The following is a 5,942-nucleotide window of genomic DNA, read 5'->3' as shown; positions in this document are numbered from 1 at the left end:
AATCCGCCGCGTCGGCGTGGCAGGGGCGGTGGTAGCCCACGATGCTCGGCGCGCCGCGCTGAATCTTGGCCGTCGCCCCGGCCAGCAGGGCCGAAAGGGGCGTGACGCTGGACGCCCAGGACTTTTCCTCGTCCACGTCGGCAAAGAGCCCGCAGTCCGCATAATCCGCCAGGCCCTTGCGGCAGGTGGCGCAGTAGGTGGCGATGAGCGGCCGTCCGGCCTCGCGCCAGGCTTTGATGTTCCCGCGCCGCGCCTGGGCCTGTTCCTCCGGCAGTCCGGCAACGCCCAACGTGCTGCCGCAGCAGGAGAAGCGTGCCTCGACCACATTCGCGCCCAGGCCCTGAAGCAGCTGCCGGGCGGTTTTGGCCCAGACCGCGCGCGGCCCCTGGCCCACGCAGCCGTCAAAGAGCGTCACCGGCCGCTGGCCGTATTTCTCGGCATAGGCCTGCGTCGGAAAGGTGGTGATCGTGAGCCAGGGCGCGAGCCCGGCGCCGGGGCGCAGGCCCTTCAGGCCCTTCAGGGCCAGGCTGAACTGCGCGGGCACAAAGGCTTCGGGCGTCAATGCAGCGCCGCGCGCGGCCAGGGACCAGAAGGGCCCCAGCCGGGTGATCCACTGCTTCCACAGCCATTGCGTAAAGCCCGGGTGCCGGGCGCGCAGGGCCGCCATGAGCGCGGGCACCTTGACTCCCTGGGGGCAGAGCTTCTCGCAACGGCCGCAGGCCAGGCACAGGCCGGTCAAGGCCGCCACGTCGGCCTCGGGCAGCCCCCCGTCCATGTTGGCCGCCTTGAACTTGCTCGGCCCGGCGAGGAGCGCCTTGGCCCGGGGCGACAGCTCCTCCCGCCCGGTGGCGGCCAAGAGCGGGCAGCCCTCCAGGCAGCAGCCGCAGAGAACGCAGTCCGCCGGTTTCGCAGGCTGGCTCGGCTTCTGGTCCTCGCCCATTACACCCACCCCTTGCCGGGGTTCAAAATGCCCAGGGGATCGAAAACATCCTTGATTCCGGCCATGAGGCGGCGCTCTTCCTCGCCCAGCTGCCAGGAGACGTAGGGCCCCTTGGTGATGCCCGTGCCGTGCTCGCCCGAGAGGGTGCCGCCCAGGCTCAAGGTCAGCTTGAACACGGCCTCCTTGCACTTCTTGGCGCGCGCGCTCTGGTCCGGGTCGCTCGCATCGTACACGATGTTCACGTGGGTGTTGCCGTCGCCCAGGTGGCCGTAGCACACCACGTGGATGCCGTGCTCCGCGCCGATGGCCTGAAAGCCCTCCACGGCCTCCACGGTCTTGCCGCGCGGAACGGCCACATCCTCGCCCAGCTTGTCCGGCCCCAGGTGGAAGCTGGCCGGGCTGACGAGCCTGCGCAGCTCCCAGAGCGGCTCTTCCTCCGCCGCGCCCAGGCCCTTCAGCAGGCACAGGGGATGCGCCGGGGCCAGCGCGGCTTCCAGGCGGGAAAGCTCCGCGGCCAGCGCGGCCTTGCTGCCGTCCACCTTGAGCACCAAGACTGCCTTGGTGGTTTCCTGAGGCCAGGGCACGTCCTTGATCTGGCTGATGCCCCAGCAGGCCTTGGCGTCCAGGAACTCCATGGCCGTGGGCAGAATGCCCGCGCGGAACACGCCGCGCGCGCCGTTCAGGGCCTCGCTCAAGGAGCCGAAGGCCGCCAGCACTGTGGCCGAGCCCTCGGGCAGGGGCAGCAGCTTCAGGGTCAGCTTGGTGAAAATGCCCAGCGTGCCGCAGGAGCCCACGAAAAGCCGCGTGAGGTCGAGGCCCACCACGTTCTTGTGCGTGCGGCCTCCGGCGTCCACGACACGTCCGCCCGGCAGCACGGCGCGCACGCCCAGCACGTAGTCGCGCGTGACGCCGTATTTGACCGCGCGCATGCCGCCCGCGCAGGTGGAGACGTTGCCGCCGAGGGTTGAGATTTTGAGGCTGGCCGGGTCCGGCGGGTAGAACAGCTTCTGCTTCTGCGTCAGGGCCTGGAACTCCGCCGTGATGACGCCGGGCTCCACCTCGGCGCAGAAGTCGTCGCCGTCGATGTCGAGCACGCGGTTCAGCCACAGAGTGGAGACCACCACGCCGCCGAAGGCGGGCACCGCGCCGCCGCTCATGCCGGTGCCGCGCAGACGGGGCACCAGGGGCATGCGCTCGGCCTGGGCCCACTTCAAAAGCTCGATGACCTGCTCTTCGGTCCGGGGGCGGACGACGGCCCAGGGCATGGCCGAACGGCGGCTGGAATCCGCGCCGTACACGGCCATCTGCGTGGGATCGGTCAAAAGCCCCTCGCCGGGGAAGAGCTGTTCCAGGAAGCGCAGGTGCGCGGGGGAAAGCCCCTGCGCAAGGCTGGTGGCCGGGGTGGTGTTCATGGGAGGCATCCGGAAGGCCCGCCCTGGGGTGGCGGGGCTATTTGCGGTAATCGGCCAGTTGCCGCGCCGTGTCGCGGTTCAGGTCGCGTTCCTTGAGGTCGTCGCGGCGGTCGTGCACGTTCTTGCCCTTGCCCAGCGCGATCTCAAGCTTCACGCGGCCGTTCTTGAAGTACAGCCGCACCGGGATGACGGTGAGGCCCTTCTGCGCGGCCAGGGCCTGCAACTTGTCGATCTCGCGGTGGTGCAGCAGCAGCTTGCGCTCGCGCGTGGGGTCGTGCGGGTCCATGCCCGCGTTGGCGTAGGGCGCTATATGCACCCCCGTGAGCCAGGCCTCGTCGTTGTTGAAGCGCACGTAGCCGTCCATGAAGTTCACGCGGCCCTCGCGCAGGCTCTTGAGCTCCGAGCCCATGAGCACCACGCCGGCCTCCAGCACTTCCAGGAATTCGTAGAGCCGCCGCGCGTTCTTGTTCGTGGCGATGAGCTTTTCGCCCGCATGGCGATTTGGTTGAGACATGGGATTTAACCGCCGAGGTCGTCGTTATCGAGTAACGAGGCAAAGAAATTAAGTTCTTCAGGGTACTTGTGGAAGATTGTATCACGCACCAGCCGGTTGATCTTGCCCACGGTGCGGCAGGCCAAAACGTCGCGCAACAGCGATTTGCACTCGCTCATCCGCGCCTGGCGGATGATGCGCTTGATGCCCGGAATGGCCTGGGGCGAAAGCGAAATGCAGTCGATCTGCATGCCCATGAGGATGGGGACGCAGAAGGGGTCGCTGGCCACCTCGCCGCAGAGGCTGGCTTCAATGCCCGCCTGGTGCGCGGCGTCCACCACGTGCTTGATGCTCCTGAGCACCGCCGGGTGCAGGGGCTGGTACAGGTAGCTCACGTGGGCGTTGGTGCGGTCGATGCCCAGGCTGTACTGGATGAGGTCGTTGGTGCCGATGCTGAAGAAGTCCACTTCCTCGGCCAACATGCTGGCGATCATCACGGCCGCGGGCAGCTCGATCATGATGCCCACGGGCATGTCCGGGTTGAAGCGGCGGCCCTCGGCGCGCAGTTCCTCCTGGGCCTCCCGCAGCTTGGCCTTGGCGCGGCGAACCTCGCGCAGGCCGGAGATCATGGGGAACATGATGCTGACGTTGCCGTAGGCGGATGCCCGGGCAATGGCCTTGAGCTGCGTCTTGAACAGCTCCGGGTGCTGCATGCAGAAGCGGATGGCGCGCAGGCCCATGGCCGGGTTGGCCTCGTCCAGCGCGCCGAAGCTGGCGATGAACTTGTCCGCGCCCAGGTCCAGGGTGCGGAAGATGACCTTGCGCGGGCTCATGATGGCCGCGAGGTCGGAATATTTGTCCGCCAGCTCGTCCTCGCCGGGCAGGTCCGTGCGGTTCAGGTAGCTGTATTCCGTGCGGTACAGGCCGATGCCCTCGCCGCCGTTGTCCAGCACCGCCGCAACTTCCTCGATGAGTTCGATGTTGGCCAGCACCTGCACGCGGTAGCCGTCGATGGTCTCGGCCGGGAGCTGGCAGCCGCGGTAGATGCGGCGCTGGTAGTCCTCGAACTGGTCGGCCAGCTCGTTGAACTCGGCCAGCTCGTCCTCGTCCGGGTCCACCAGCACGCGGCCGCCCACGCCGTCGATGATGACGAGGTCGCCGTCATTGACCAGCTCCTCCAGCTCGCCCGCACCCACAAGGGCCGGGATGCCCAGCGTGCGGGCCATGATGCCGGTGTGCGAGGTCTTGCCGCCCTGGGCCGTGGCGAAGCCCATGATCTTGCCCACTTCGAGCATCACCGTGTCGGCCGGGGTCAGGTCGTGGGCCATGATGATGACCCGGCCCTCCACGGCCAGCTCCGTGCGCACGGCGCCGAGCAAGCGCGACATGACGCGGTCGCTCATGACGCGCACGTCCTGCAAACGCTCGCGGATGTACAGGTCGTCAAGCTGGCCGAAAGCCTTTTCCAGCTCGGCCACGGCCTTTTCCAGCGCCCATTCGGCGTTTACGCCCAGGTCGCGGATGTGCTTGGCCGCGGCTCCGCAGAGCTTGGGGTCCTTCAGGATCATCAGGTGAGATTCAAGGATGTGGCGGTGCTCGGCCAGTTCGGCCGGAATGCGGTCGCGCGCGGCGGCCAGGTCTCCCTCCACGTCGCTGAAGGCCTGGCGCAGGCGGGTCTCCTCCGCATCCACCAGGGCGGGAGCCACGGACTGCCGCGGCACCTCCGCGTGGTGCCTGCGGTTGACGAACACGGCCTTGCCTATGGCGAAGCCCGTGGACACCGAGATGCCGCGAACAATGGCTCTGGCCACTATTTCTCCCCGAACCTTGCGGCGAAAAGTTGCGAGATCTTCTCCACCGCCAGCTCGGCGTCGTGGCCGCTGGCGCGTATCTCAAGGGTGCTGCCGGGCCCGGCGGCCAGGGTCAGCACGTCCAGAATGCTCTTGGCGTCAACGGTCTGGCCCGTGCCGGTGATGCTGATGCTGGCGGCAAAGGCCTGGGCCTCGCGGGCGATCTGGCTGGCGGGCCGCGCGTGCAGGCCCAGCTGATTGGCCACCAGCACCTGCCGCACGCTCTCGCCCACGGCGCTGGCCTCGCAATCCGATGTGGCGCTCGTCTCGGTCATGATCTCCAACCGCTGTCTTTGTCCGTCATGCGTTATGTGGCCCTATGGCATGCCCAAAGGCGGCAGCCCCACGGGAACAAGGCCCGCCCGCAGCATGAGCCAGGGAATGGCCACAAGCAGGGCCAGCACGGTTCCGGCCACCACCCAGCGGGGCAGCACGGGCCGTATGGAAAGGGCCCCGGCAAGGGCGAACGCGCCCATGCCCCAAGCCCAGGCCGCCGCGTCTCCCTTGGGGAACAGCAGCGCCCAAAGCCACAACAAAAGGGCGGCGTTCACAAACTTTATGCGCCGGCCCCAGTTGATGAGATCCCAGCGCTTCAGCGCGCTCAGGAAACTGAAGCCTCTGCGCACGCCTCCAAGAAAAGTGTACACGCGGAAGCCCTGCAATCCAAGAAAAAAGAAAAGCCCGATACAGAAAGGCAATATGCGCTGCCCCATGAGCAAAAGGCACGAGGTGAGAAGCGCCCAGAAGATGAGCAGACTGCCCGCGAACACCGAGTCGCCGATGGCGGACAGGGTGTAGCTGGTGGTGTTCTTGACCTTCTCCAGCGCTTCCGGCGGCAGCCTGCGGCCCGCTATGTCGGCCTCCACCGCCAGAAAGATGCCCACCAGGCAGGGCACCCAGAAAGGATGCGAGCTGAAATGCTTGGCATAGCGCTTCAGCGCCTGCTCCCGCGCCTTGGCCTCGCGGTGGATGATCCACAGGCCCGGCTGCATGGCGTACAAAAGGCCCACGCTCATGAGCCCGCGCGGGTTCATGGAAGCGCCCACCAGATAGGTGCGCAAAAAGCACTTGAGGTACGCCTTGCCGCGTTCGCTCCAGAACTTTTCGCGCAGTCCGGGCATGGCTAGCGCTCCTGCTCCACTGCGGGTTCCGCCCCGGGGCGCACCACGGTGAGGCCCAGCTCCCGCGCCAGATCCAGGTCGGCCTCGGGCGCGGTTCCGGCGATGGTCAGGTAGTCGCCCACCATG

The 5,942-nt window shown here is 67.5% G+C and carries 6 protein-coding genes; all 6 read right to left on the bottom strand.

The window, feature by feature from the left end; translation table 11 throughout:
• Positions 1-940, bottom strand: a 940-nt coding sequence (locus VN419_RS12350) for a (Fe-S)-binding protein (RefSeq protein WP_325647527.1), incomplete at its 3' end; no start/stop codon positions are given.
• Complete coding sequence (locus VN419_RS12345) at positions 940-2,352, bottom strand: FAD-binding oxidoreductase (protein ID WP_325647526.1); 1,413 nt, start codon at positions 2,350-2,352, stop codon at positions 940-942. The genes VN419_RS12345 and VN419_RS12350, both read right to left, overlap by 1 nt.
• Positions 2,353-2,389: 37 nt before the next feature.
• A complete protein-coding gene (gene smpB, locus VN419_RS12340; protein ID WP_325647525.1) occupies positions 2,390-2,866 on the bottom strand; it encodes an SsrA-binding protein SmpB in 477 nt (158 codons plus the stop codon).
• A 5-nt stretch (positions 2,867-2,871) separates the two neighbouring features.
• Complete coding sequence (gene ptsP / locus VN419_RS12335) at positions 2,872-4,656, bottom strand: phosphoenolpyruvate--protein phosphotransferase (RefSeq protein WP_325647524.1); 1,785 nt, start codon at positions 4,654-4,656, stop codon at positions 2,872-2,874.
• Positions 4,656-4,970: an HPr family phosphocarrier protein gene (locus VN419_RS12330; protein WP_325647523.1), complete on the bottom strand. Its 315-nt coding sequence runs from the start codon at positions 4,968-4,970 to the stop codon at positions 4,656-4,658. The genes ptsP and VN419_RS12330 overlap by 1 nt, the downstream gene beginning before the upstream one ends.
• Positions 4,971-5,012: 42 nt before the next feature.
• Positions 5,013-5,816 (bottom strand): PTS system mannose/fructose/sorbose family transporter subunit IID, encoded by an 804-nt coding sequence (locus VN419_RS12325; RefSeq protein ID WP_325647522.1) that lies wholly within the window; start codon positions 5,814-5,816, stop codon positions 5,013-5,015.
• Positions 5,817-5,942: the final 126 nt, after the last annotated feature.

This window comes from Humidesulfovibrio sp., from assembly GCF_035560995.1.
Classification (GTDB): Bacteria; Desulfobacterota; Desulfovibrionia; order Desulfovibrionales; family Desulfovibrionaceae; genus Humidesulfovibrio.
The sequence above is the reverse complement of the archived record's forward strand: the minus strand, read 5'-3'. Positions and strand labels throughout refer to the sequence as shown.